This is a genomic window from Massilia agilis (assembly GCF_024756255.1).
Lineage (GTDB): Bacteria > Pseudomonadota > Gammaproteobacteria > Burkholderiales > Burkholderiaceae_D > Telluria > Telluria agilis.
Map to the genome: position 1 here is coordinate 77,424 of NZ_JANUHB010000005.1, position 20,598 is coordinate 98,021.

The 20,598-nt window shown below is 65.3% G+C and carries 24 protein-coding genes; 18 read left to right on the top strand and 6 right to left on the bottom strand.

Annotation, left to right across the window (positions count from 1 at the left end; genetic code table 11):
- Window positions 1-23 precede the first annotated feature (23 nt).
- The 6 genes from NX774_RS19085 to NX774_RS19110 are packed head-to-tail and all read left to right on the top strand — an operon-like array spanning window position 24 to window position 5,047.
- A complete protein-coding gene (locus NX774_RS19085; protein WP_258823863.1) occupies window positions 24-764 on the top strand; it encodes an SURF1 family protein in 741 nt (246 codons plus the stop codon).
- Window positions 748-1,332 carry an SCO family protein gene (locus tag NX774_RS19090; RefSeq protein WP_258824075.1) on the top strand — a complete coding sequence of 195 codons (585 nt, stop codon included), beginning with the start codon at window positions 748-750 and terminating at the stop codon, window positions 1,330-1,332. Before NX774_RS19085 ends, NX774_RS19090 begins: the two co-directional genes overlap by 17 nt.
- Before the next feature lie 5 nt (window positions 1,333-1,337).
- Window positions 1,338-2,486 carry a COX15/CtaA family protein gene (locus tag NX774_RS19095; protein ID WP_258823864.1) on the top strand — a complete coding sequence of 383 codons (1,149 nt, stop codon included), beginning with the start codon at window positions 1,338-1,340 and terminating at the stop codon, window positions 2,484-2,486.
- Window positions 2,483-3,376: a heme o synthase gene (cyoE, locus tag NX774_RS19100; protein WP_258823865.1), complete on the top strand. Its 894-nt coding sequence runs from the start codon at window positions 2,483-2,485 to the stop codon at window positions 3,374-3,376. The genes NX774_RS19095 and cyoE overlap by 4 nt, the downstream gene beginning before the upstream one ends.
- Window positions 3,377-3,380: 4 nt before the next feature.
- On the top strand, window positions 3,381-3,974 hold the full coding sequence (locus NX774_RS19105) for an SCO family protein (protein WP_258823866.1): 594 nt from the start codon (window positions 3,381-3,383) through the stop codon (window positions 3,972-3,974).
- Window positions 3,974-5,047 (top strand): AI-2E family transporter, encoded by a 1,074-nt coding sequence (locus tag NX774_RS19110; RefSeq protein ID WP_258823867.1) that lies wholly within the window; start codon window positions 3,974-3,976, stop codon window positions 5,045-5,047. The genes NX774_RS19105 and NX774_RS19110 overlap by 1 nt, the downstream gene beginning before the upstream one ends.
- On the opposite strand, the gene NX774_RS19115 is transcribed toward NX774_RS19110, so the two are convergent.
- Window positions 5,032-5,466 carry a VldE C-terminal domain-containing protein gene (locus NX774_RS19115; RefSeq protein WP_258823868.1) on the bottom strand — a complete coding sequence of 145 codons (435 nt, stop codon included), beginning with the start codon at window positions 5,464-5,466 and terminating at the stop codon, window positions 5,032-5,034. The genes NX774_RS19110 and NX774_RS19115 overlap by 16 nt on opposite strands.
- A gap of 8 nt (window positions 5,467-5,474) precedes the next feature.
- A complete protein-coding gene (locus NX774_RS19120; protein ID WP_258823869.1) occupies window positions 5,475-6,035 on the bottom strand; it encodes a hypothetical protein in 561 nt (186 codons plus the stop codon).
- 188 nt (window positions 6,036-6,223) lie between these two features.
- Here NX774_RS19120 and NX774_RS19125 point away from each other — a divergent pair, with 188 nt between their 5' ends.
- Window positions 6,224-6,715 carry an Hcp family type VI secretion system effector gene (locus NX774_RS19125; protein ID WP_258823870.1) on the top strand — a complete coding sequence of 164 codons (492 nt, stop codon included), beginning with the start codon at window positions 6,224-6,226 and terminating at the stop codon, window positions 6,713-6,715.
- A gap of 85 nt (window positions 6,716-6,800) precedes the next feature.
- Window positions 6,801-7,457 (top strand): TMEM175 family protein, encoded by a 657-nt coding sequence (locus tag NX774_RS19130; protein WP_258823871.1) that lies wholly within the window; start codon window positions 6,801-6,803, stop codon window positions 7,455-7,457.
- Here NX774_RS19130 and NX774_RS19135 read toward each other — a convergent pair.
- Complete coding sequence (locus tag NX774_RS19135; RefSeq protein ID WP_258823872.1) at window positions 7,454-8,395, bottom strand: LysR family transcriptional regulator; 942 nt, start codon at window positions 8,393-8,395, stop codon at window positions 7,454-7,456. The genes NX774_RS19130 and NX774_RS19135 overlap by 4 nt on opposite strands.
- 102 nt (window positions 8,396-8,497) lie before the next feature.
- On the opposite strand from NX774_RS19135, the gene NX774_RS19140 reads away from it, so the two are divergent.
- Window positions 8,498-9,031: an ester cyclase gene (locus tag NX774_RS19140; RefSeq protein WP_370660452.1), complete on the top strand. Its 534-nt coding sequence runs from the start codon at window positions 8,498-8,500 to the stop codon at window positions 9,029-9,031.
- A gap of 2 nt (window positions 9,032-9,033) precedes the next feature.
- The gene (locus NX774_RS19145; RefSeq protein WP_258823874.1) at window positions 9,034-10,017 is read left to right on the top strand and encodes a polysaccharide deacetylase family protein; all 984 of its coding nucleotides are present in this window, start codon (window positions 9,034-9,036) and stop codon (window positions 10,015-10,017) included.
- Between the two features lie 48 nt (window positions 10,018-10,065).
- Here the strand turns inward: NX774_RS19145 and NX774_RS19150 are convergent, their stop codons facing one another.
- Window positions 10,066-11,409, bottom strand: coding sequence for a hemolysin family protein (locus NX774_RS19150; protein ID WP_258823875.1), 1,344 nt, complete (start codon window positions 11,407-11,409; stop codon window positions 10,066-10,068).
- Between the two features lie 42 nt (window positions 11,410-11,451).
- Window positions 11,452-12,345: a transcriptional activator NhaR gene (nhaR, locus tag NX774_RS19155; RefSeq protein WP_258823876.1), complete on the bottom strand. Its 894-nt coding sequence runs from the start codon at window positions 12,343-12,345 to the stop codon at window positions 11,452-11,454.
- A 115-nt stretch (window positions 12,346-12,460) separates the two neighbouring features.
- Between nhaR and NX774_RS19160 the strand changes: the two genes are divergently transcribed.
- From NX774_RS19160 to NX774_RS19175, 4 genes are all read left to right on the top strand, one after another.
- The gene (locus NX774_RS19160; protein WP_258823877.1) at window positions 12,461-13,528 is read left to right on the top strand and encodes a DUF475 domain-containing protein; all 1,068 of its coding nucleotides are present in this window, start codon (window positions 12,461-12,463) and stop codon (window positions 13,526-13,528) included.
- A gap of 248 nt (window positions 13,529-13,776) precedes the next feature.
- On the top strand, window positions 13,777-14,352 hold the full coding sequence (locus tag NX774_RS19165; RefSeq protein WP_258823878.1) for a TerD family protein: 576 nt from the start codon (window positions 13,777-13,779) through the stop codon (window positions 14,350-14,352).
- 70 nt (window positions 14,353-14,422) lie between these two features.
- A complete protein-coding gene (locus NX774_RS19170) occupies window positions 14,423-15,118 on the top strand; it encodes a TIGR00266 family protein (protein WP_258823879.1) in 696 nt (231 codons plus the stop codon).
- Between the two features lie 15 nt (window positions 15,119-15,133).
- On the top strand, window positions 15,134-15,715 hold the full coding sequence (locus NX774_RS19175) for a TerD family protein (protein ID WP_258823880.1): 582 nt from the start codon (window positions 15,134-15,136) through the stop codon (window positions 15,713-15,715).
- A 92-nt stretch (window positions 15,716-15,807) separates the two neighbouring features.
- On the opposite strand, the gene NX774_RS19180 is transcribed toward NX774_RS19175, so the two are convergent.
- Window positions 15,808-16,425, bottom strand: coding sequence for an NIPSNAP family protein (locus NX774_RS19180; protein WP_258823881.1), 618 nt, complete (start codon window positions 16,423-16,425; stop codon window positions 15,808-15,810).
- Between the two features lie 141 nt (window positions 16,426-16,566).
- Here NX774_RS19180 and NX774_RS19185 point away from each other — a divergent pair, with 141 nt between their 5' ends.
- The 4 genes from NX774_RS19185 to NX774_RS19200 are packed head-to-tail and all read left to right on the top strand — an operon-like array spanning window position 16,567 to window position 20,595.
- Entirely contained in the window at window positions 16,567-16,965 is a 399-nt protein-coding gene (locus tag NX774_RS19185; RefSeq protein ID WP_258823882.1) for a GntR family transcriptional regulator, read from the top strand.
- Window positions 16,962-17,834 carry an ABC transporter ATP-binding protein gene (locus tag NX774_RS19190; RefSeq protein ID WP_258823883.1) on the top strand — a complete coding sequence of 291 codons (873 nt, stop codon included), beginning with the start codon at window positions 16,962-16,964 and terminating at the stop codon, window positions 17,832-17,834. The genes NX774_RS19185 and NX774_RS19190 overlap by 4 nt, the downstream gene beginning before the upstream one ends.
- Window positions 17,831-19,237: a hypothetical protein gene (locus NX774_RS19195; protein WP_258823884.1), complete on the top strand. Its 1,407-nt coding sequence runs from the start codon at window positions 17,831-17,833 to the stop codon at window positions 19,235-19,237. The genes NX774_RS19190 and NX774_RS19195 overlap by 4 nt, the downstream gene beginning before the upstream one ends.
- Window positions 19,234-20,595 carry a hypothetical protein gene (locus NX774_RS19200; protein ID WP_258823885.1) on the top strand — a complete coding sequence of 454 codons (1,362 nt, stop codon included), beginning with the start codon at window positions 19,234-19,236 and terminating at the stop codon, window positions 20,593-20,595. Before NX774_RS19195 ends, NX774_RS19200 begins: the two co-directional genes overlap by 4 nt.
- Window positions 20,596-20,598: the final 3 nt, after the last annotated feature.

A 20,598-nucleotide genomic window follows, 5' to 3' on the forward strand; every position in this document is an offset into this window, starting at 1 on the left:
ACAAAATTGGAAGCTCCATTGTAATGCGTCTGCGCTTTCATTTTCGGCTGGTCCCCTTCATCGCCACCGTCCTGCTGGTCGCGCTCGGCATTGCACTGGGCAACTGGCAGGAGCGCCGCGCCGCCGCGAAAACCGCGCTGCGCGAGCGCATGGAGCAGCGCGGCAGCCAGCCCCCCGTCGCGCTCGGCCCGGCCATCGTGCCGCTTGAAACGCTCGAATACCGCCACGTCACCATCACCGGCCAGTTCGTCCCCGGCTGGCCCGTTTTCCTCGACAACCGGCCATACCAGGGGCGCAGCGGGTTTTATTTGCTGATGCCGTTTAAAATAGCGGGTTCGGATGTCCACGTGCTGGTCGCGCGCGGCTGGCTCCCGGCTGATCCGACCGTGCACGACCGCCTGCCCGCGTTCACCACGCCGCCTGGCCAGGTCAGCATCGAAGGCATTGTCACCGGCAACATGGGCCGCGTGCTGCAGCTGGGCGATGCGGCGCCGCTCAAGCCGAATGCGATCGTGCAGAACGTCGCGCCTGGGCAGGTCGAACAGGCCAGCGGCCTGAAGCTCGCGCCTTTTTTCGTCGAACAGACCGGTCCCAGGGAAGAGGGCGGCGCGCTGGTGCGCGACTGGCCGCTGCCGTCGACCGGCATCGAAAAACACAAGGGCTACGCCTTCCAGTGGTATGCGCTGGCGGCGATGGCCTTGCTCTTTTTTGTCATCACAGGATTTCGCAGTGGAACAAAACATGACGATGCAGCCCGTGCGTAGCAGCGGGCGCTGGAAGATGTTCGGGGTGCTCGCCGTGTGCGCCGCGCCGCTGGTCGCGTCGTACTTTACGTACTACGTGCTCAAGCCGGCCGCGCGCAACAACTACGGCGCGCTGATCGACCCGCGTTCCTACCCGATTCCGCGCCTTGCCAGCACCACGCTCGACGGCCGCCCGGAAGGGCTGGGCGCCTACCGCGGCAAGTGGATCATGCTGAAAGTGGGCGGCGGCGCCTGCCCGGACGCGTGCCGCAAGCAGCTGTTCACGATGCGCCAGGAGCGCCTGATGCAGGGCAAGGAGATGGACCGCATCGAGCGCGTCTGGCTCATCACCGACAACGAGCCGATCGACACCATGCTGATCCGCGAATACGACGGCATGCACATGCTGCACGCCGACGCCCAGGCCGTGGCCCGGTGGCTGCCGGCCGACAGCGGGACGACGGCGGGCGACCATATCTACCTGATCGACCCGCTGGGCAACCTGATGATGCGCTTCCCGGCCGAACCGGACACGCGCAAGATGTACAAGGATATTGCGAAGCTGCTCAAGGCTTCCGCGATCGGTTAATCCACATGCAAGCTTCAACCCTCGTTCAACTCGGCATCACCGGCCTGCTGGCGGCTTGCCTGCCGCTGTCGATGGTCTGGATGTCGGCGGACGCCAACAAGTACCGCAAGCTGGTCTGGGTCGCCGCCTTCCTCACCTTCGACCTGATCGTGTTCGGCGCCTTCACGCGCCTGACCGACTCCGGCCTGGGTTGCCCGGACTGGCCCGGCTGCTACGGCCTGGCCAACCCGTTCCTGGCGCACGAGCAGATCGCGGCGGCGCAGGCCGCCATGCCGACTGGCCCGGTCACCCACGTCAAGGCCTGGATCGAGATGATCCACCGCTACCTGGCCATGGGTATTGGCGTGCTGATCATCACCCTGATGACCAAAGCCTGGCTGCAATGGCGCCGTTCGCACGACCGTGCGTTTGCCCCCTTGATGCCGACCCTGCTGTTCGGCTTCGTCTGCCTGCAGGGCGCGTTCGGCGCCTGGACCGTCACGCTCAAGCTGCAGCCGATCATCGTCACCACCCACCTGCTGCTGGGGATGACGCTGCTGGCGCTGCTGGTGTGGCTGGGCGGCCGCGAGGACAACATCATCAAGCCGCTGGCGGCCGATCCGCGTCCGGCCGGCCTGCCCGCCGTGCGCCGGCTGGCGCTGCTGTCGGCTGCCGTGCTGGCGGTGCAGCTGTTCCTGGGCGGGTGGGTGAGCACTAACTACGCCACCCTTGCCTGCAGCGATTTCCCGTCCTGCAACGGCCAATTCGTCCCGCCCATGGACTTCGAGCATGGCTTTACGCTGTGGCGCGAGCTCGGCAAGACCGCGGCCGGGCACTACCTGCCGTTCTCGGCCCTGACGGCGATCCACTGGGTCCACCGCAATTTCGCGCTGGTCGTCCTTGTTGTGCTCGGAGCAACAGCCGCGCGCGCCTGGCCGCACGCCGGGCTGCGCCCCACCGCGCGCAGGATGGCGCTGGTGCTGGGCCTGCAGGTGATGACCGGGATCGCCACCGTCTTCTTGAGCTTTCCGCTCGCCATTGCAGTGCTGCACAACGCCGGGGCCGCGCTGCTCGTCATTTTGGTGACCATGTTAAACTACAAGGCCAAGCACCAACTCGCCGTGGCGCAGGCTCCTTCCCGGCAGGAACCCACGCCAGCAAGCCTCCAGCCATGACGACCCAGACTGCCATTCATAAACCGCCCACCCGCTTTGCCCAGTACTGGGCCCTGACCAAGCCGCGCGTGACGCAGCTGGCCGTGTTCTGCGCGGTGATCGGCATGTTCCTGTCCACCGACGGCTTCCCCGGCTGGCGTCCGCTCATTGGCGGCACCATCGGCATCTGGCTGCTGGCCGGCGCCGCGTTCGCCGTCAACTGCTTGGTCGAGGCCGAGATCGACGCGCGCATGGCGCGCACCGCCCGCCGCGCCACCGCCATGGGCGAGCTGACCCGCGCGCAGACGCTGTCGTTCTCCGGCCTGCTCGGCGGCCTGGGCATGTGGGTGCTGTACACCCAGGTCAATCCGCTGACGATGTGGCTGACCTTCGTCACCTTTGTCGGCTACGCCATCATCTACACCATCGTGCTCAAGCCGGCCACCCCGCAAAACATCGTGATCGGGGGCCTGTCGGGCGCCATGCCGCCGGCACTGGGCTGGGCGGCGGTTGCCAACGACGTGCCGATGCAGGCGTGGCTGCTGGTGCTGATCATTTTTGTATGGACCCCGCCGCACTTCTGGGCGTTGGCCATGTACCGCCGCGACGACTACAAGCGCTCGGGCCTGCCCATGCTGCCGATCACCCATGGCATGGAGTTCACCGGCCTGAACGTCTGGCTGTACACGGTGGTGCTGGCCGCCACCACGCTGCTGCCGTTCGCGGCCGGCATGAGCGGCCTCTTGTACCTGGCCGCGGCCGTGGTCCTGAACGGCATCTTCCTGCGCTATGCCTGGCTGGTATGGAAGCACTACACCGACATCATCGCGCGCAAGACCTTTGCCTGGTCGATCATCTACCTGTCGCTGCTGTTCGCGGCGCTGCTGGTGGACCACTACTTCAGGTTCTGACGACATGAAGAAACTCATCACCGCCGTCCTGCTTTCCGCCCTGGCGGCCCTGCCGCTGGCGGGTTGCGACAAACTGGCCACCAAGCCGAACTTCCAGAACACCGACGTGACGGGCCTGGACTATGCACGGGCTTTCAACCTCACCGACTACAACGGCAAGCCGCGCACGCTGGCCGACTTCAAGGGCAAGGTGGTGGTGCTGTTCTTCGGCTACACCCAGTGCCCGGACGTGTGCCCGACCACCCTGGCTGAAATGGCGGCGGCAATGAAGGAGCTGGGCGCGCAAGCGGACCAGGTGCAGGTGCTGTTCGTCACGCTCGACCCCGAGCGCGACACTCCCGACCTGCTCAAGAACTACGTGCCGCAGTTCGACAAGCGCTTCCTCGGCCTGTACGGCACGCCAGACCAGATCGCCAGGACGGCCAAGGAGTTCAAGGTGTTCTACACCAAGGTGCCGGGCAGTTCGCCGGACCAGTATTCGATCGACCATACCGCCGGCAGCTACGTGTTCGATAAGGACGGCAAGCTGCGCCTGTTCGTGCGCCACGGCCAGGGCCCGGGCCCGCTGGTCCACGACATCCGCCAGCTGCTGGGCTGATGGAAGCGCAGAACGGCCGGCGTTACACGCGCGTCGCGACCATCGTCCTGCTCGCGGTCGGCTGCCTGTACGTGCTGCGGCCGTTCCTGGCCGCGATCTTGTTCGCCGCCGCTGTCGTGATCTCGTCGTGGCCGATGTACCTGGCCCTGCTGGAACGCATGCGCGGCCGGCGCACGCTTGCTGCGCTGACCATGACGCTCACGCTCACCCTGCTGGTGATCATCCCGCTCGCGCTGGTCGCGTACAACCTGGCGGACAACGTGGCGCATGCGTACGAGCAGGCGACTGCCGCCGTCAGGCAGGGCGAGCTGGTGCCGCCGCAATGGGTGCAGAACCTGCCGCTGGTTGGACCCTGGCTCGACCAGTACCTGCGCGATCTCGTCGCCAGCCGCGACAACATGATGGATTTCGCGCAGCGCATGATCGAGCCGGCGCGCCATTACCTGCTCACCGGCGGCATCATGCTCGGTACCGGCGTGGTGCAGATGAGCCTTGCCGCCTTCGTCGCCTTCTTCCTGTACCGCGACGGCCACACCCTGCTGCGCGTGATCATGGTCACCATGCACAAGCTGATCGGTGAAGGCTCCGGCGGCGTTGCCGACATCGTCAGCCAGACCGTGCGCGGCGTGATGTACGGACTGCTTGGCACGGCGCTGGCGCAGGCCCTGGTGGCTGCCCTCGGCTTTGCCATTGCAGGCGTGCCGGCGGTGCCGCTGCTGTCGGTGCTGGTGTTCGTGGCCTCGATCGCGCCGATCGGCCCGCCCGTGGTCTGGATCGGCGCCGCGCTGTGGCTGTTCTCGCAAGGAGAGGTCGGCTGGGGCGTGTTCATGCTGGTCTGGGGCACGCTCCTCATCAGTTCCGTCGACAACGTGGTGCGGCCGATGCTCATCAGCCGCGGCAGCGACCTGCCGTTCCTGCTCACGCTGCTCGGCGTGCTCGGTGGCGTGATCGCGTTCGGCTTTGTCGGCATGTTCATCGGACCGACGCTGCTGGCAGTGGGCTACTCCCTCATCAGCGACTGGACCGGCAAGGCCGACATGGTCGCAATGCGCAAGGATCAGACAGAGGCTTGAGCCGGAGGCAGCATTGCCCACGGCCAGGGTGAACCGATGTCGCGCAAATCCGCCCGTATAGAGACGTGCATGTGGTGGTCGTGCGGCGCGCCCTTGTAGCCTCGCCATCCTTTGTCCGGCATTTTTTTGTTATAGATTTGCCGATTCCAGATCACGTACTCAACCCGATAATCCAGAAGAGCCAGCCTGACCAATGTGTTGCAATCGACCCCGTTGGTAGGATCGTGAGTCAGGTCGAACGCATTGCCTTGATTGTGATCGCTCTTGCGCTTTTGGTGACTGAGATCTCCCATGATGCCGTCCCAGGCGCGGTTTCGCTTCGGCGCAAGCAAAGTTGCGTCGGCCAAGGCGCGCAGGCACGCGGGAGAAGGCGCAGGGTTAGGAGCAGCGCATTTCGCAGTTGATTCGCGGTCAGCCATTGTTCGGTCTATTGGGTAAGTGGTGGGAGACAAGTTGCATCCGGACTGTCGGCCGTGGCTCGTGCGAGCGTATGACTCGCGCGCTGTTCGATGGGAATTTTCGCTGTGATGCAAGCGGTGGCGCCGGTAATTCGCGCAGCAAGCAGAAACGATATTGGCCTTGGGTGGGCAACATCCGATTGGTCGACCGTATCGACCCGGACGATCATTCCGATCGGCGTATGCCTACCATTGTTGATACCGCGTCGCCACTCAATTTGCTTTCCCAGAGTTGAGAAGCCAGGTACGGCGACCTCCCACAAGTTCAACGGCAGCTCTTTTCCAGCCGGGTTGATCAGCGTGATCGAGGCGCGATCATCACTGTCCAGAACGAGTACTGTGAATCCGTCTACGCCTGGACAACGAGTTGTGCTGTCCCCGGTTTCCGTATCCTGTGAAAGCACCTCGCACGGTTTGCCGTCGGTGACGGTGTAGCTACTTACCGGTGGTGAGGTCCGGAGGCTTTCCGCTGATGCCTGCACCGACAGGACAAGCAGGAAAATCAAGACGAATTTTGGGTAAGCAGGCATCTGTCGGGCGAGAGCAGGCGATGACGGAGAATTACTTGAAGATCATATCGCTACACTTTCGTTTGCCCTTGAGCGTACGCAATTCCAGCCATGCCGTACTCGTGTGAAATTTTGGCTTGGACCTTCCCGCAAGCGCGAGGCGCGTTGGGACGGCACGCACGGAAAAAACCAAATTCGGAGAGAGGCGCATGGCAATCGACGTCTATTTGCAGATTGACGGAATCCGGGGCGAGTCCAGCGACGACAAGCATAAGGATTGGATTGAATGCACTTCCGCCGTCTGGAGCGTGATTCAGCCGAAGTCAGCAACCGCATCGACAAGCGGAGGCCACACAGCCGAGCGCTGCGAGCATGGCGATCTCGTGATAACCAAGCTCGCGGACCTCGCATCCCCGCTCTTGCTTCAAACTTGCTCCGCCGGCAAGACTATCCCGAAGGCCAGGCTCGAGTTCATGCGCGCCGACGGGCAAGGCCTGCGCATTAAGTATTACGAAGTCGAATTGGAAAACGTCTTGATAGGTGCGGTCGTCCCAAGCATCAAGGCAGGGGAGTTCTTGTCTGAACACGTCAGCCTAAAATATGGCAAGGTCCGGTGGAAATACACGCAGCAAAAAATTGCGGGCGGCGCTGGCGGTAACGTGGCCGGAGGTTGGGACTTGGCAACCAACCGCATCTGCTAGAGGCACAGTTGCCAACTGGCGGAGATCTTGCATACTTGTTAATGAACAGCGACAATGCGCTTTTCAACGACCAGTCTCAAGAGCCATGAGCGACGCCACGCCAGCCGGCACCGGCCAATTCAGCAAGCACCGGATCGAAGCCCTCATCGACGGCATCTTCGCGGTCGCGATGACGCTGCTCGTGATCGACCTGAAGCTGCCCGAGCATGCCAACGTGGGCGATCCCGCCGTGCTGCGCGAGGCGCTGGCCGAACTGGTCCCCAACCTCATCTCGTGGCTGATCAGCTTCATGGTGCTCGCGATCTACTGGGTGGCCAACCACCGGCTGTACAGCCATGTGCGCCACGCCGACGGCCGCCTGGTCTGGTTCACCATGCTGATGCTGGCCGGCGCGAGCCTGCTGCCGTTCGCCTCCGCCGTCAACAGCCGCGCCCTGAGCGACGTGGCGCAAGGCGTGTACGCCGCGGTGATGGGATTGATGGGCCTGGCGTCGTTGCTGGCAGCAAGGCACATCTACCGCCATCCGCAGCTGTGCGCGCAACCGATGGACCGCGAGACCTACATCGCGGCGTGCGTGCGCACGAGTGGCGTGATCGTGATTGGCCTAATCACCGTGCCGATTGCCGCCGTCGCGCCCCGCATGGCCAATTTCGCCTTCCTGCTGATCTTCTTGCTGCGTCCCGTCAGCGCGGCGGTTGCGCGCCACTGGCGCCGTAACGCGCCAGTGGCGCACCAGGCCTAGCCGGGGGCAGCCTGGCCGTGTGGTGACCGCTCGTTTGCAGCGGCCTCCCAGCGCCACGCCTGCTGCAGGCGCATTTGCAGGTAATCGATGAAGGCGCGCACACGCGGCGCCAGGTGCTGGCTGTGCGGGACGATCGCTTGCAGCGGCGCCGTCGGCATGGAGTGCGCCGGCAGCACCCTTTGTAGCCGGCCCTGCAGCAGGTCGTCGCCCACATCCCAGATCGACTTGAGCACAATGCCGGCGCCTTGCACGGCGAACGCATGGGCCGCCTGCCCGTCGTTGGTGACGATGGCGCCGGTCACACGCACGGTGACCGGTTCCGCTCCCTGGAAGCGCCATTGCGCGAAGCGCTGGTCACCGATCAGGATGCAGCGGTGCCGGCTCAGCTCCGACGGGTGCGTGGGCACGCCGTGCTGCGCCAGGTAGGCGGGCGAGGCGCAGGCCACCCGGTAGTTGGGCGCCAGCCGGCGCGCGATCATGGTGGAATCCTGAAGGCTGCCGAAGCGGATCGCCAGGTCCTGCCCGGTCTCGAGCAGGTTGACGACGGCATCCGTCAGCTCAAGCTGGATCGCCAGGGCTGGATGCTGGCGCTGGAAATCGGTCACGATGGGAACGATGTGCTGGACGCCGAATTCCGCCGGCGCCGTCACCCGCAACAGGCCGCCCACTTCCTGGCGGCTGTGAGTGAGCAGCAGCTCGGCCTGTTCCACTTCTTCCAGAATCCGCAGCACGCGCGCATGAAATTGGGCGCCTTCCTCCGTGAGCGACTGGCGCCGCGTGGTGCGCTGGAGCAGCCGCACGCCGACCGTCTTTTCCAACAAGGCCAGGCGCTTGCTGACGACCGACAGCGGCAGTCCCAGCTCGCGCGCGGCGGCGGACATGCTGCCCGCGCTGACGATGCGGGCAAAAGCGATGAGGGCGGGCAGGTCGTCCAGCATTCTTCGAAATTTGGAAAATATGAATCCGCGAAACTCGGCTATTTCGCTCTGAGCGCGCATCCTATCATGCCTCCTCGTAGTTCTACTTTTTCTCAAGGAGATATGATGAAGCGACTGACAGGCATCCTGTTGACCGCGCTGGCCTTCGGGCCCGCGCATGCCGCCACCGACGCGCAACTGGTCCAACCCCGGGTGCTCGTGATCGACCCGAGCCTGGGCGCGGCCCAGGCCCAGGCCAGCGTGCTGGCGGCGCGCCGCTACGGTTCGTTCTGGGACAACGGCGAGGAAGCGCTGGCGCGCGCCGCCCTGGCGCCGGACTTCATCGACCGCACCCTGCCGCCGGGCCGCGCACAGGGCGTGGAAGGTCCGTTGGCAGCGTCGAAGTTCGTACGCGCCGCGGTCCCCGACATGCGCGCCGATATCGAGCAGATGATCGTGACGGGCGACCGCGTGGTGGTGCACCTGCATTTCCATGGCCATTTCACGGGCCGCTTCAAGGATGTGCAGGGCAAGGGGCAGGCCGTGGACTTCATCGCCACCGATATCTACCGCATCGGCAACGGCCGCATCACCGACAACTGGCACCTGGAAGACAACCTGGCCTTCCTGCAGCAGCTTGGCGTGATCGGGGGCTGATCATGGACGGTACTGTTGATACCTCGCGCCGCGGCTTCATGGCGCAAGCGGGAACGGGCGCGCTGGCTGCGGGAGGCTTGCTGGCCGCTGGCTCGGCGCCGGAAGCGGTGCACGCAGCGCCGGCGGCGGGCGGCGAATTCTGGCCCAACGGTGCCCGGCTCGTCATCTCGGTCTCGATGCAGTTCGAAGCCGGCGGCCAGCCACTGAAGAACACGGACAGCCCGTTCCCCAAGGTGGACTTCCCCGCCAGCATTACCGCCGACCCGGCGGCCAATACCTGGTTCGCCTACGGCTACCGGGAAGGCATTCCGCGCATGCTGGACTTGTGGGACCGCCACGGCATCAAGGTGACCTCGCACATGATCGGCGAGGCCGTGCGCCGCCATCCAGAGCTGGCGCGCGAGATCGTCAGGCGCGGCCACGAAGCGGCGGGACACGGCCCGCGCTGGAGCTCGCAGTACGCGATGAACCGCGCGCAGGAGCGCCAGTTCATCAGCGACGCGGCCAGCATGGTGCAGGAGGTGACGGGCCAGCGCCCGGTGGGCTACAACGCCAACTGGCTGCGGCGCGGACCGAACACGCTGTCGCTGCTGCAGGAGCTGGGCTATGCGTATCACATCGATGACCTGAGCCGCGACGAGCCATTCATCGAGCAGGTCAACGGCAAGGACTTCGTGGTGGTGCCTTACACGCTGCGCAATAACGACATCCTGCTGGTCGAAGGCCGCAACTACTCGCCCTCGCAATTCCTCGAGCAGATCAAGCTGGACTTCGACCAGCTGTACGAGGAGGGCGCCACGCGCCGCCGCATGATGTCGATCAGCGCCCACGACCGCATCAGCGGCACGCCGCAAATGGTGCGCGTGTGGGACCAGTTCCTGCGCTATGCAAAATCGCATCCTGGCGTCGCTTTCATGCGCAAGGACGAGATCGCGCGCCATGCGCTTGCCAGCCCGCTCACGCTGCGCGAAACGGAAACGATCTGAGCGGAGGGGCCAGGGACATGGGGGCGCGCAGGCAGCGCGCGCCGGGGCTTAGTCGTGGTCCTCGTCGTCATCCCCGCGCTCCAGGTGCGGGATGACCTTCACCAGCATGATGCGCGGGCCCTTGGTGCGCTTGACCACCACGTCGAACTGCGGGAACTCGATGCGCTGGCCCTGCTTGGGAATGTCGCCCAGCTTGGCCATCAGCAGCCCGCCCACCGATTCCACGTCGTCCAGCCCCATCGCCTCGTTGTCGATGTCGATGCCGAGCACGCGTTCGAGCGACACGATGGCCAGGCTGGCCTTGCCGAGATAGCTGCCGTCCGCCTGCGGCAGCCAGTCGTTTTCGTTCATGCGGAATTCGTCGCGGATCTCGCCCACCATCGCACCCAGCAGGTTGTCGAGCGTGATGAAGCCGACCGGGCGCTTGCCCTTTTCGCCGATCAGCGCAAAGTGCGGCGCGCCGTGCTTGAAGCGGCGGAACAGCTCCTGCGCCGGCGTGCGCGCGGAGATCGTCTCGACCGGGCGCAAGAAGTCCGCCAGGTCGCTGATCTCACGCCCGGCCTGCTGCGCGAAGAACAGGTCCTTCAGGTGGATCATGCCCAGCACTTCCTCGCCTTCGGCATCGAAGTAGGGGTAGCGCGAAAAGCGGTTGCGCAGCATCGTCTGCAGGTTCTCGGCCAGCGGCAGGTCGGCGTAGAGCGCAATCACCTCGTTAATCGGGCGCATGAGGTCGGCCACCGACATCTCGGAAAACTCCAGCGACTGCGCCAGCACGTGGCGTTCGTCGTTCGTGAATTTTTCGCCGGCGGTGCTGGTGCGCAGGATGAGCTTGAGCTCCTCGGTCGAATACTGGGTCTCGTGCCCGCCGCCCGCGCCGGACAGGCCGGCCACGCGCAGCACCAGGTTGGAGCTGGCGTTGAGCAGCCAGATCGCCGGGTACATCAGCCAGTAAAAGCCGTACAGCGGCACCGCGCACCACAGGCCAACCGCCTCGGGAATGCGGATCGCGAGCGACTTGGGCGCCAGTTCGCCCACCACGATGTGCAGGAAGGAGATGACGCCGAACGCGATCACGAACGACACGCCGTGGATCACCTGCTCCGAGGTCACGCCAAGCAAATGGAACGCCGGTTCGAGCAGCGCGGCGAATGCCGGTTCGCCGACCCAGCCAAGGCCCAGCGACGCCAGCGTGATGCCGAGCTGGCAGGCCGACAGGTAGGCGTCCAGCCGCCCGTGCACCTTGGCCAGGATGCGGCCGCGCAGGCCGCCGGTTTTCGCAATCGCGCGAATGCGCGTCTTGCGCAGGGTGACGATGCCGAATTCGGCGGCCACAAAAAAGCCGTTCAGGGCGACCAGCACGATCGCGAGAACGACGAACAAAACGTTTTCCATATACTTGTCAAAGAGCCGCGGCCAACCACGGCATTGTAAGGCTCAGGCGGCGCCGAGCACAGTTTCGTGCGCCGCGGAGAGGATCGCTTCCACCGCCGGATGCTGGATCTTGCGCTCGTTCGAGATCGCGTAGAACTGCTCGCGCACCTGCGGCACGCGGCCCACCAGCCGGGCGCCGAACTGTTCCTCGATGTCGGCAGCCAGCGCCGCCGGCGCAAAGAACAGGCCCAGCCCGCGCCGGCCAAAGGTGTTGAGCAGCGCGTTGTCCTCGAACTCGCCCACGATGTCCGGCCGCACGGCGTGCGAGTCGAACCATTCGTCGATCTTCCCCCGCAGGGCATTATTACGTGTCGGTAGCAGGAACGGCGCCCCGTTCAGATTCCCCGGGAAAGCGCCGGCGTACAGCGTCGCCAGCGCCGGCGCGCCCACCACGATGGTCTCGCTTTCGAACAGCTGGTGGCTGAACACGCGCAGCGCCGTGCCCGAGTCCACCGCGCGGTCGGTCAGCACCACGTCCAGCTTGTGCAGCGCCAGGTCGCCCAGCAGCGCCTCGAACTGGTCCTCGTAGCAAACCAGCCGCACCTGCCGGTCCAGCTTCGTGGTGGCCTCCAGCAGCTTGTAGGCGGTGAGTTTGGGCAGCGAGTCCGAGATGCCGACCGTGAGCCGCGTGCGCGCGCTGTCCGCTTCGCCCAGCGCCTCCTGCATCTGCTCGCCGAGCATGAAGATCTGGTCCGCGTACGCGAGCGCCAGGCGCCCAGGCTCGGTCAGCACCAGGCGCCGGCCCTGCTGCGTGAACAGCGCCTTGCCCACCGATTCCTCCAGCTGCGCGAGCTGGGTGCTGATGGTCTGCACCGCCAGGTTCAGGCGCCTGGCCGCGCGCGTAATGCCGCCTTCCTTGGCCACCACCCAGAAGTAGTACAGGTGTCGAAAATTCAAGTTCCCATCCATTGCTTCGGTTTTTTCGAAGTAAAAATCAGATTATCTTCGCTTTTTCGTAAGTCTGCACGCCTCTACACTGCGCTTCATCAATTCACCATGAAGGGAAAACAAGATGAAGCACTTCAAGTTCTCGTTCCTCGTGACGGCGGTCTGCCTTGTGGCGGCCGGCTGGTGGGGTTACGAGCACAGTGGCATGGCGGGCGCGCTGACCGGCATGTCGATTGCCGCGATCCTGGCCGTGATGGAGGTGTCGCTGTCGTTCGATAACGCGGTGGTCAACGCCTCGGTGCTCAAGACCTGGGACGAACGCTGGCAGAAGCTGTTCCTCGGCGTGGGCATCATCATCGCCGTGTTCGGCATGCGCCTGCTGTTCCCGCTGGTGATCGTGGCCGTGGCCGCGAACCTGGGCCTGGCCGACGTGTGGAACCTGGCGCTCACCGATCCCAAGCAGTACTCGGCCCACCTGACCGCGCACCACGCTGAAGTGGCGGCGTTCGGCGGCATGTTCCTGCTGCTGGTGTTCCTGAACTTCCTGTTCGACGACGAGAAGGAGCACCACTGGCTGGGCCGGCTGGAAGAGAAGATCGGCGCGCTGGGCCGCGTGTCCTCGATCGCCGTGATGATCTCGATCGGCGCGCTGATGGCCAGCCTGTCGCTGGTCGAGGAAGCGCAGAAGATGGTGGTGCTGATGTCCGGCCTGTGGGGCATCCTGATCTACGTCGGCGTGGACGCGGTGTCGGCACTGCTGGAGAAGGATGAGGACGAAGGCGCGAACGTGGGCGACCTGGTGAAGAAGGGCGGTATCGGCGGCTTCCTGTACCTGGAAGTGCTGGATGCATCGTTCAGCTTCGACGGCGTGATCGGCGCGTTCGCCATCACCACCGACGTCGTGATCATCATGCTGGGCCTGGCCATTGGCGCGATGTTCGTGCGGTCGCTGACGGTCTTCCTGGTCAAGAAGGGGACGCTGGACGAATTCGTGTACCTGGAACACGGCGCGCACTACGCGATCGGCATCCTGGCAGTGATCATGTTGGCGAGCATGAAGTTCCACATCCCGGAAGTGTTCACCGGCCTGGTTGGCGTGGCCTTCATCGTCGCCTCGCTGTGGTCCTCGGTCCGGTACAAGAAAGAGCAGCAGGCGCTCGATGCGCGCGAACAGGTGAAACAGCTGGCGTAACGCAGCCAGGCGTAGGGTGGGCAGGTCTCCTGCCCACGCGTTCAACGCAGGTTGCGTCAACGCGAGCGTGTTCTGGACGCGTGGGCAGGATCTGCCCACCCTACGAAGATCATGGTCTGAGCGGCGGCCACCACAGGCAGCCGCCGGACCGAACAAACCGCGCAGCGAGCGGCAGAACACCAGCTCGCAGCGCGTGGCAAACCCCGGTGTTCACACAAGTGACATTCACTTTTTAGGAGAACCACATCATGGCAATCAGTCTGCAAAAAGGCGGCAACGTCAACCTGTCGAAAGAGGCCCCGGGCCTGTCGAAAATGACGATCGGCCTGGGCTGGGACGTGCGCGCCACCGATGGCGCCGCATTCGACCTGGACGGCGTCGTCTTCATGCTGAACCAGTCGGGCAAGGTCCGCTCCGACGGCGACTTCATCTTCTATAACAACCTGAAGTCGGCCGACGGCTCGGTCACCCACTCGGGCGACAACCGCACCGGCGCCGGCGATGGCGACGACGAAACCGTCACCATCGACCTGGCCCGCGTGCCGGCGGACGTGGACAAGATCACGTTTGCGGTGACGATCCACGACGCCGATGCGCGCCGCCAGAACTTCGGCATGGTCGGCAAGGCGTTCATCCGCTGCGTGAATGCGGCCAACAACGGCGAGATCGCGCGCTACGACCTGTCGGAAGACAGCTCGACCGAAACCGCGATGATCTTCGGCGAGGTGTACCGCAACGGCGCCGACTGGAAGTTCCGCGCGATCGGCCAGGGCTTTGCCGGCGGGCTGGGGCCGCTGGCCAAGAACTACGGCGTGAACGTCTGAACCAGCTAAACAGTTTTGCGGCCCGCACCTGTGCGTGTCGGGCTGCAACCGAACGAAAGGAAAACGGCAAATGCCAGTTTTTACCGTGACCGGGGATGTCGATCCCTTCCTGCACGTGTCGATGAAGCAGGGCGAAACCATCTACTGCGAATCGGACGCGATGGTGATGATGGAGTCCACGCTCGACCTGAAGGGCAAGATGCGCGGCGGCCTAGGCAGCGCGCTGATGCGCACCTTCGCCAACGGCGAGTCGTTCTTCCAGCAGCACATCGAGGCCACGCGCGGGGATGGCGACTGCCTGCTTTCGCCAACGCTGCCGGGCGCCATGCAGGTGGTGGACTGCGGCCCGAACCAGTACATCATCAGCGACGGCGCGTTCGTCGCCGCCAGCTCGGGTGTGGACCTGCGGGTGCGCACGCAAAGCCTGGGCAATGCGCTGTTCGCGCAGAGCGGCGGCTTTTTCGTGACCGAGACCGGCGGCAGCGGGCAGGTGGTGGTGTCGGGCTTCGGCTCGATGTCGGTGCTGGAAGTGGAACCGGGCAAGGACGCGATCATCGACAACTCGCACGTAGTGTGCTGGGACAGCACGCTGCGCTACGAGGTGTCGATCACGACCGGGCAGAGCGCTGGCTTCCTGGGCAACCTGATCAACAGCCAGACCAGCGGCGAAGGGATCGTGCTGCGCTTCTCGGGTCGCGGGAAGATTTATGTTTGTTCGCGCAACCGCGCCGCATTCAAGGCATGGATGCAGGCGCCCGCGCGCTAAACCAAGGAGTTTGAAATGACAGTCAATCTGCAGAAGGGCCAGAAGATCTCGCTCTCGAAAGAAGCGGGCGGCGAACTGGCCCGCGTAACCATGGGCCTGGGCTGGGACGCGATCAAGTCCGGGGGCTTCTTCGGCTTCGGGGCGCGTACCCAGAGCGTGGACCTGGACGCCTCGTGCGTGCTGTTCGACGAGAAGGACCAGCCGGTGGACGTGGTCTGGTTCCGCCAGCTCAAGAGCCGCGACGGCAGCATCGTGCACACCGGCGACAACCGTACCGGCGCAGGCGAGGGCGATGACGAGCAGATCGTGGTCGATCTCTCGCGCGTGCCGGCCAACGTGAAGTCGCTGGTGTTCACGGTGAACAGCTTCACCGGGCAGAACTTCTCGCAGGTGCAGAACGCATTCTGCCGCCTGGTGAACGCGGCCAACGATCGCGAAGTGGCGCGCTACGACTTGTCGGTGCAGGGCGCGCACACGGCCCAGATCATGGCCAAGCTGTACCGCCACAACGGCGAGTGGAAGATGCACGCGATCGGCGAAAACGGCGTCGGCCGCACCTTCGACGAGCTGCTGCCGCAGATCGCACAGCACCTGTAACACCAAGACGCTGGAACTACCTGCTCGTCGTCCCGGCCTGCGCCGGGACGACGGTTCAGGAGCTAACGATCGTATGGATATGTTCGACGGCGCTAGCGCCTGAACGTCTCCATCAGCACATTTAGCATGTGCATCTCCGGCATCGACCCCAGCAGCGAGAGCGCGTGCTTGGCCAGCTCGCGTGGCACGTGCCCGGTCAGGTGCGAGAACCGCGCACCATTGTCCGGGAAGGTATCAAAGATTCCGAATTCCCCGTTCCCAAAGCGCAGCGCGAACCACGCCGTTGTTCCCGGCTCCTCCTGCACGAACGCGCGCGCATCGATCAGGAACTGCGCCACCTGGGCCTCGTGACCCGACTTTGCCTGGAACCTGAGCAGCAGGCCGCGCCGGTCCGCTGCCGACCCGACGCCAGGCGGTACCTTGCCGGCCAGGACATCCAGTTTTTCGACGCGCGGACCGTGATTGAATAGCTCGCCGGCGCGCGCCATCAGGCCGGCCACGACCGCGCCCTGTAGATGGGCTTCGCGCGCCGCTTCGTCGGCGAACACATCGAAGATGCCATATTCACCCCGCCCGAAGCGCAGGGCGAACCAGGCATCGATGCCAGTCTCCGCCTCCACGGCGGGCACCGCGTCAAGCAGGAGCTCCTCCACCTTCGCGTCCATGTCGTGCCTGACATCCAAATGGACGAGCAAGCCTTTGGCGACCATCTCGCTCTCCTCGTAGGTTGGACCAGGGACCAGTGTCGGACAACCGGGCAAAGGCGGGCGCACGCCAGCAGCTTTGATTTTTCTCGTTGACAAACCAGCCGACTGCGTCTACTGTATTAATCAACTAATACACTGCTACCAATGGCCGATTACCCATCCCAGCTGTTTTCCATCACCACCGGGTCGCCCGAGCCGATCTACCGGCAACTGGTCGATCAGGTGCGGCGCTTGGTCGCGGGCGGCCAGCTTGCGCCCGGCGACGCAATGCCGTCCGTACGCGAGGTGGCGCAGGCGCTCGCGGTGAACCCGATGACCGTCTCCAAGGCGTACGGCCTGCTGGAGATGGAGGGACTGCTGGCGCGCCGGCGCGGGCTGGGCATGGTGGTGGCAGAGCAGGCACGCCGCGGGCGCAGCGCCGCCCAACGCGCCGCGCTGCTGCGCCCAACGCTCGAACGCGCCGCGCGCGAGGCACGCGAGCTCGAACTGGATCCCGAAACCGTCCTTGACCTGTTCAACCACATCCTGAAGGAACAACCATGACCGCTGTTATCCAGATGTCCCGGGTATCCAAACACTTTGCGAGCCAGCAGGTGCTCTGCAACCTGGACTGGCAGGTGGACGCGGGGCAGGTCGTGGGACTGTTGGGCCGCAACGGCGCCGGCAAGTCCACGCTGATCGAGTGCATGCTGGGCCTGCGCGAAACGGATGCCGGATCGGTCACCATCTATGGGGAAGATGTCGCCAACCTGTCGGAGCAGGTGCGCGCGCGGATCGGCTACGTGCCGCAGAAATCGGAAGTATTCGAATGGCTCACGCCGGCGCAAATGCTCGACTACTTCAAGGCCCTGTACCCGCGCTGGAATGACGCCAAGGTGAAGGCACTGCTGGCGCGCTGGGGCTTTGATCCAGCCATGTGCAACAAGCAGATCAGCAAGCTGTCCGGCGGTGAAAAGCAGCGGCTGTCGATCATCCGCGCGCTGGGCCACGACCCTGACCTGCTGATCCTGGATGAACCGGTGTCCGCCCTCGATCCGCTGGGCCGGCGCGACTTCCTGCGCGAGCTGGTGGATAACGTGATCGAGCGCGGCACCACGGTCGTGTTCTCGACGCATATCCTGTCCGACCTCGAACGCGTGGCCCTGGACGTTGCCTTCCTCAAGGACGGGCAGATCGCGCTGCAGGGCGACATGGACAGCCTGCTCGAAGGCGCGCGCCGCGTCACCGGGCCAAGCGCCGTGCTCGATGGGGTCAAGCTGGCGGGCGAACTGCGGCGCCAGAAGGGGCGCGACGGCTGCACCAGTGTGATCGTGAGCGAGCACGGCGAGGTCGAGGCGCTGGCCGCGCGCGAGCCCGCGATGCGCGTGGAGGCGCTGAGCCTGGAAGACCTGTTCATCGAGGTCACGCAATGAACGCGGCGCTGGCTTACCAGGCCGCCTGGAACGCCGCCTTCACCGGCGGCGCACGCGGCAGGCGCATGTTCCCGATTGCGGCCGGCGCCGCGGCCCTGCTGTTCGCGGCCGGTGGCGTGCTGCGCCACGCGCCGCCGTTCGAAGTGCTGCGGCTTGCGGTTGCGGCGGCTGCCGGCACGGCCCTGTTTGGCGCGCTAATCTATTTCATCCCCGGCGCGGTCCTGCTCAACACGCCGGCCAATGCGCGGCTTGTGCCAGGCATGCGCAGGCGCCTGGTTGAAATGACCGCTGCCGGATGGCTGCTCGGCAGCGTGCTGGTCGCCGGACTGGCCGGTTGGCTGGCCCTCGCGCCGCTCGTGGCCATGTACGTCATTGGCCTGTCGATGATGCGCGCGGGGCACCAGTGGGGACTCGCGCTGTTTATGCCGGCGGTTATGTTCGGCGGCGTCCAGCGTTCCCTGCCGCCCGAACTGCTGTCCACCCTGGCCAGCGGCGCGGGATTTTTTTGCGAAATGCTGTTGCTGGCGTTGGTGGCTGTCGGAGCGCTCGGCCAGCTGTATCCGAAAGGCGGCGACCGGCATTTTGGAGGCCGCCACGGGCAGGAGAGGGCAATCGAGCGGAGCCTGCGCAAGGTCGCGCAGCCTGTCACGCCGACGCTTCCGGGACGGGTATTTGGCTGGGGGCTGCAGCGCGACTGCCAGCAGCGCCGCTTGCTGTCGCTGATGCTGCACGTGCTGGGTCCGTCGGCGCACTGGAGTGCTGCGCTGGTGATGGGATTGTTCGTGCTCGCGGTGGGCATTGCCGTCAAGGCCGCGCTCGCGCTGTGGGCAAGTGACGAGATCATCTCAAGCGTGGCGGCTGGAGGCGTCCAATTGCTTGCCGCATTTGTCATGGTGGTCGCGCAGGCGGGCGTGGCGGAGCAGGTCGTCGCACGCATCGGCGCGGCGCGCACCGAGCAGGCGCTGTTCCGTTTGGCCCCGGCCAGCCCGCCGCCGGCTGTATTCAACCGGTTGTTAGGGGCGGCGCTTGCGTCGCGGGTGCTGTTGAACTGGCTGGTGCTGGCATCGGCCATCGCGATCGTCGCGGCGCTGCTGGGCACGCCGGCAGAGGTAGCGGTCTCATTCGCGGCCGTGTGCAGCATGGCCGGGCTGCCGCTGGTTGGCATCGTGCTGGACGACTATGCGCGTGACCGCGGGGCCTTCGATCCCGGCGTCGCCTTGTCGTTCGTGTTCATTTCGGCACCTGCCGTACTTGCGGCATGCGCGGCGTGGCGGTGGGATGGGCTGGCCTTCTGGCCGTCGCTGCTGGTGGCGTCCAATACGCTGGGCGCCGGGTATGCGGTGTGGCGATGGACGCGCTTGCGCAAGGCGCCCGTTGCCTTCCCCGCGAGGAGGATGTCGTGAACCCGGCTACGCTGCGCGAAGACCTGCTGGCCTGTCGCGCGATTGTCCGGCAGGCGGTACTGCAGCGCAGGTCGCAAGGCAGCATGTGGTTGAGCTGGACGCTGGCCGGGCTGACAGTGCTCTTTGCGGTGCTGGCACTGTTCAAGGATTTCGCCAGTGAAGACGCGCGCTTGCTGTGCGTCGGCGTTGCAGGCGTTGCGTTTTCGATGCTGGCGATCATGTGGTGGACGCTGCTCAGCGGGAGCATTGCGCAGCAATACACGGCATTCGCGGCGCGACTGTTGCCGCGTGCCCGGCAGCGGATGCGGGCCGTCTTGCTGTCGGCCGGGCTGCTGCTGGCGCTGGCCGAGGTGCTACTGGTAGGGCTGCCGTCCGGGCATCCGGTGCTGGTGTTTTTCGGGGCGGTCTTCATGATGATCGAAATCGTTTTGCCGACATCGTGGCTTGCGGCGGCCCCCCTTCTTTTTGTGGTCGCCGACAAGCTTGTGGCCCGGGTGCCGGACTGGTGGATGGAGCTCTTGGGCAGCCCGGCAGGCGCGGTGCTTGGGTTCACGGTGTTGGCGTTCGAAGCCAGGGCCGCCAACCGTCGGCTGTTCGGCGCAAACGGCTCCCTGCCGCCATCGCGTACACCTGCGCTTGCCCAGCGTGATCCGCGACCGGCATCGCAAGCGCGGCCGGGCAGCAGCCGCGCTGCACTGCTCGTCTATGGCCTCGGCCCGACGCCGCCGTGGCGGCAGTGCCTGCGCTCGCTCGCGTTCTGGGCGATGGCCGCGATCATGTTCGGCTTGATGATGTTGTGGGGCGGGGGCTTGCGTGTCCAGCTTGCGCGTGCCTTGATCCTGTGCGTTGTCCTGGTCGGCCAGTTCACGTCGGTGCACATGATCGTCGGGACGCTCTACGAATCGCGGCGCGAGCAAAGCCTGATACGCCTGTCTGCCGCCGCCCCGCAGGCATCCATGCTGAACCGCGTGTTGGCGCGCGTCCTGGTAGCACAGGCGGTGTGGGTGTGGATCGCATCGCTTGCGGCAGCAGTGGCCGCATTCTGGCTGACTGGAGCGTCATGGAGCCAGACCTTGCAGGCAGGGGCATTGTGCGCCTTGACTCCGTTCGCCTGCGGCGGCCTGCTTGCCGAGTACGCGCGCGCTCGAGCGGTCTCGCGCCCGTCCGGGCTTGGCCGGGGCGCGGCCACCGTTGCCGGCGCCGTCCTGGTGCTGGTGGTGTCGTTTGGCCTGGCGGAGTCCATGGTGTTTGCCGCCGGTGCGGCACTCGTCATGCTGGCCGGATCGGTTTTCGCACTGGCGCGCTGGCGCGGCATGCTGCGCGCACCAGCGGCGTTCCCGGCTGGCCGTATCGGCTAGCGC

Bases quoted from the DNA above. Each gene is read 5' to 3' on its own strand.
- NX774_RS19150 (WP_258823875.1), bottom strand. From the start codon at position 11,409: ATGGAAAACGTTTTGTTCGTCGTTCTCGCGATCGTGCTGGTCGCCCTG.
- NX774_RS19085 (WP_258823863.1), top strand. From the start codon at position 24: ATGCGTCTGCGCTTTCATTTTCGGCTGGTCCCCTTCATCGCCACCGTC.
- NX774_RS19115 (WP_258823868.1), bottom strand. From the start codon at position 5,466: ATGGCTGACCGCGAATCAACTGCGAAATGCGCTGCTCCTAACCCTGCG.
- NX774_RS19160 (WP_258823877.1), top strand. From the start codon at position 12,461: ATGAAGCACTTCAAGTTCTCGTTCCTCGTGACGGCGGTCTGCCTTGTG.
- NX774_RS19170 (WP_258823879.1), top strand. From the start codon at position 14,423: ATGCCAGTTTTTACCGTGACCGGGGATGTCGATCCCTTCCTGCACGTG.
- NX774_RS19125 (WP_258823870.1), top strand. From the start codon at position 6,224: ATGGCAATCGACGTCTATTTGCAGATTGACGGAATCCGGGGCGAGTCC.
- NX774_RS19105 (WP_258823866.1), top strand. From the start codon at position 3,381: ATGAAGAAACTCATCACCGCCGTCCTGCTTTCCGCCCTGGCGGCCCTG.
- NX774_RS19110 (WP_258823867.1), top strand. From the start codon at position 3,974: ATGGAAGCGCAGAACGGCCGGCGTTACACGCGCGTCGCGACCATCGTC.
- NX774_RS19175 (WP_258823880.1), top strand. From the start codon at position 15,134: ATGACAGTCAATCTGCAGAAGGGCCAGAAGATCTCGCTCTCGAAAGAA.
- NX774_RS19090 (WP_258824075.1), top strand. From the start codon at position 748: ATGCAGCCCGTGCGTAGCAGCGGGCGCTGGAAGATGTTCGGGGTGCTC.
- NX774_RS19185 (WP_258823882.1), top strand. From the start codon at position 16,567: ATGGCCGATTACCCATCCCAGCTGTTTTCCATCACCACCGGGTCGCCC.
- NX774_RS19135 (WP_258823872.1), bottom strand. From the start codon at position 8,395: ATGCTGGACGACCTGCCCGCCCTCATCGCTTTTGCCCGCATCGTCAGC.
- cyoE (WP_258823865.1), top strand. From the start codon at position 2,483: ATGACGACCCAGACTGCCATTCATAAACCGCCCACCCGCTTTGCCCAG.
- NX774_RS19180 (WP_258823881.1), bottom strand. From the start codon at position 16,425: ATGGTCGCCAAAGGCTTGCTCGTCCATTTGGATGTCAGGCACGACATG.
- NX774_RS19190 (WP_258823883.1), top strand. From the start codon at position 16,962: ATGACCGCTGTTATCCAGATGTCCCGGGTATCCAAACACTTTGCGAGC.
- NX774_RS19165 (WP_258823878.1), top strand. From the start codon at position 13,777: ATGGCAATCAGTCTGCAAAAAGGCGGCAACGTCAACCTGTCGAAAGAG.
- NX774_RS19195 (WP_258823884.1), top strand. From the start codon at position 17,831: ATGAACGCGGCGCTGGCTTACCAGGCCGCCTGGAACGCCGCCTTCACC.
- NX774_RS19130 (WP_258823871.1), top strand. From the start codon at position 6,801: ATGAGCGACGCCACGCCAGCCGGCACCGGCCAATTCAGCAAGCACCGG.
- NX774_RS19140 (WP_370660452.1), top strand. From the start codon at position 8,498: ATGATGAAGCGACTGACAGGCATCCTGTTGACCGCGCTGGCCTTCGGG.
- NX774_RS19145 (WP_258823874.1), top strand. From the start codon at position 9,034: ATGGACGGTACTGTTGATACCTCGCGCCGCGGCTTCATGGCGCAAGCG.
- NX774_RS19095 (WP_258823864.1), top strand. From the start codon at position 1,338: ATGCAAGCTTCAACCCTCGTTCAACTCGGCATCACCGGCCTGCTGGCG.
- NX774_RS19120 (WP_258823869.1), bottom strand. From the start codon at position 6,035: ATGCCTGCTTACCCAAAATTCGTCTTGATTTTCCTGCTTGTCCTGTCG.